This window comes from Gemmatimonas sp. (assembly GCF_044376735.1).
Taxonomy (GTDB): domain Bacteria; phylum Gemmatimonadota; class Gemmatimonadetes; order Gemmatimonadales; family Gemmatimonadaceae; genus Gemmatimonas.
The window spans coordinates 1-2,694 of sequence record NZ_JBILKJ010000276.1; the positions used below are offsets into that span (position 1 = coordinate 1).

At 65.8% G+C, this 2,694-nt stretch carries 3 protein-coding genes; 2 read left to right on the plus strand and 1 reads right to left on the minus strand.

All coding sequences use genetic code 11. The features are described from left to right. Positions 1-1,429: amidase (locus tag ACIRA7_RS16585; protein ID WP_396221938.1), on the plus strand; the 1,429-nt coding region annotated here is incomplete at its 5' end. A gap of 7 nt (positions 1,430-1,436) precedes the next feature. Then, the gene (locus ACIRA7_RS16590) at positions 1,437-2,099 is read left to right on the plus strand and encodes a DUF1707 domain-containing protein (protein ID WP_396221939.1); all 663 of its coding nucleotides are present in this window, start codon (positions 1,437-1,439) and stop codon (positions 2,097-2,099) included. A 36-nt stretch (positions 2,100-2,135) separates the two neighbouring features. On the opposite strand, the gene ACIRA7_RS16595 is transcribed toward ACIRA7_RS16590, so the two are convergent. Continuing rightward, positions 2,136-2,694: hypothetical protein (locus ACIRA7_RS16595; protein WP_396221940.1), on the minus strand; the 559-nt coding region annotated here is incomplete at its 5' end.

Sequence of the window (2,694 nt, forward strand, 5' to 3'; positions counted from 1 at the left end):
TGACCTCGCGTTCCTGCCGGCGCATCGCATCTCGGCGCTCATCAAGGCGCGCAAGATCACGTCGCGGCAGATCACCGACATCTATCTCGCGCGCATCGAGAAGCTCAATCCCACGCTCAATTTCGTCGTCACGTTGATGGCGTCGCAGGCGCGCGCCGAAGCCGACGCGGCCGACGCCGAGATCGCCGCCGGGAAGTACCGTGGCCCGCTGCACGGGGTGCCGTACGGCATCAAGGATCTCTTCGCGGTGAAGGGCGTCCCCACCACGTGGGGCTCGGCCGACTTCAAGGATCAGATTCCCGACTACGATGCCGAAGTGGTGGTGCGTCTGCGTGAGGCAGGCGCGGTGTTGCTGGCGAAGTTGGCCACGGGTTTGTTCGCGCAGAACGATTGGTGGTTCGGCGGACGCACGAATAATCCGTGGAACACGAACATCGGCTCGAGCGGTAGCTCCACCGGCCCCGGATCCGCCACGGCCGCCGGCTGCGTGGCGTTCTCGATCGGCACCGAGACGCAGGGCTCGATCGTGTCGCCGGCCATTCGCAACGGCATCAGCGCCCTGCGCCCCACCTACGGTCGTGTGAGCCGACACGGCGGCATGGTGCTGGCGTGGTCCATGGATCGGGTGGGGCCCATGTGCCGCACCGCCGAAGACTGTGCGATGGTATTCAGCGTGCTGCACGGCGTGGACGCGAAGGACGCGAGCACGGTCACGATGCCATTTCAGTTCGATCGCAATCTCAAGCTCGCCTCCCTGCGTATCGGTGTTGATCCGGCGGCTCCGAAGGAGCTGGTCGATACGCTGCGCACGCTCGGCATGAATCCGAAGGCCATTGGCGCACGCCCGACGGTGGCGGGTGGTCAGGGTGCGCTGGGTGTGGAATCGGCGGCTGCGTTCGATTTCTTCGTGCAGCGCAAGGCGAAGGAGATGGGGCTCGACCTGAATACGATCTTCGACACACCGCGTACCGGGAACGCACCGTACGGCAACCACGTGGCTTCGTTGCCGAAGGGCGTTGAAGCTGGAGCGACCAACCCGATGGCCGCGGCCGACTGGAATCCACGCTTCTTCGGCGGTCGTGCGACGCGCGGCTTCGACTTCATACAGGGCCAGCGTCGTCGTATGCTGCTGGTGGCCAAGTGGGGAGAGTTCATGAAGGATCTCGACCTCTTCATTGCCGGACCCAATGCCGATGTCGGGGCCAACGCGCAGACGGGTCATCCGTGCGCGGTGTTGCCGTTCAAGTTCGACGTGCCGCAGTTCGGCGGTGGCGGTGGCGCGAATGCCGCGACGCCGGCGCCGGTGTACAAGGCACAGCCGATTTGCGGCGTCATCACGGGCAATCTGTACAACGACGATCTCATTCTGTCGGTGGCCCATCAGTTCCAGAAGGCCACGGACCATCACACCAAGCGCCCCGCACTCTGATGACGCGATGACGGGACTTCCCTATGCACCCGCTGGCGTCTCGGACGTTCAGCGGGACTACGTCGTGCAGGTGCTGTCGGCGGCCTTTGCGACCGACCGGCTGTCGATGGAGCAGCTCGACGAGCGACTGTCCGCGGTCTACCGCGCCCGATCGCTCGGCGACCTCGAAGTGTTGCTGGCCGATCCCGCCGACACGAATCGATCGCTGGCCGACGAGGCGTCAGTCAATCGGGTGGCCGCCGATCCCGTCGTGCCGGCGCGCGGCGCGGCGCTGGCCGTCATGGGCGGCTTCGACCGCCGGGGTAGCTGGATCGTCCCGCGGCATCTGCGCGTGGTGGCCGCGCTCGGTGGTGGGCAGCTTGACCTCCGCGAGGCCAAGCTCGGAGCCGGTGTGACGGAGATCGAGATCTTCACCTTGATGGGCGGCGTCGAGATCTTCGTGCCCGTCGGTGTACGCGTGGAAGTGACGGGCATGGCCGTGATGGGTGGGTTTTCGGTCAGCGGCGCGGAGGCCACCGAACATCCCGATGCGCCGGTGCTGCGCATCAGCGGGCTTGCAGTGATGGGCGGCGTCGAGGTGAAGCACAAAGGCCGCGGCAAGCAGAGCGAGAAGCGCTACCTGCAGGCGCTCGAGCGGGCGCAGAAACTGCGGCTCCGCTCGGGCGGCTGAGGAAGAATCACGAACGGTCGATCGGTGCTCCGGTGCTTACCCGATCGGCTTCTTCGGCGCCACGAATACGTTCGGCACGCCGAGGCGTGTGAGCAGCGCATTGAACTGCTGCAGGTCGTTGTCTTCCAACTTTTGCAGCGTGTTCAGCTGCACGTTGAGCTTCGTGGAGAGATCGGTCAGGATCTCACCGTGCTGACGGGTGGGCGGATTGGTGCCTTCGTTCACCTGCCCGTTCAGCGTCACGAACATCTGGTACAGCTTGATCGGATAGTTGAGCGTGGCCTGATCGGCCTTGGTGTACACCTCGTACACTTCGGCCCGCACCGCTTCGAGCTTCTTGCGCAGGGCGGTGGCCATCGTCTTCACCGAGTCGGCGTACGCCTGTGAACTGGCCTGGCGCGCGCGCTGATCGAGCTGCTGCTGCAGGTCCTGCATGCGCGCGACCGCGTCGGTGATGCTGGTGATACGCGCGCCGACCGCGGTGGCGGCGTCGAACTGGGCCTTGTACTCGGCCGCCGTGAGCTGCACGCGCGGGTCGGGGCGCACCGTGAAGCCGCGTGACAGCGTGTCGTTGCCCACGATGAGGCGCACCGTG